Here is a 325-nt window from a genome sequence, read left to right as displayed (position 1 = left end):
CCCATTCGGAAATCTCCGGATCAAAGCTTACTTACAGCTCCCCGGAGCATATCGGTGTTAGTCCCGTCCTTCGTCGGCTCCTAGTGCCAAGGCATCCACCGTGCGCCCTTTCTAACTTAACCTAAAATGGCGATTACTCGGTATTGCTTGGTGTTACTTTACGATATTATCCAGTTTTCAAAGAACAATCATGTTTGTTATAGAAGGAATTCATCCTTCAAAACTGAACAAAATAACGCGTCAACGTGTGTGAGAACCAAGTTCTCACTTCCGTAAATATCCTTAGAAAGGAGGTGATCCAGCCGCACCTTCCGATACGGCTACC

General features: G+C 45.5%; 1 rRNA gene. It reads right to left on the bottom strand.

Annotated features, from left to right (window positions below):
- A 23S ribosomal RNA gene (locus tag M3221_RS25885) occupies positions 1-122 on the bottom strand; the annotation flags it as partial.
- Positions 123-325 lie beyond the last annotated feature (203 nt).

The sequence above is a fragment of the Domibacillus indicus genome (genome assembly GCF_023715895.1).
Lineage (GTDB): Bacteria > Bacillota > Bacilli > Bacillales > Domibacillaceae > Domibacillus > Domibacillus indicus_A.
Note: the sequence above shows the minus strand (reverse complement) of the source record. Positions and strands in the feature narration are given on the sequence as shown.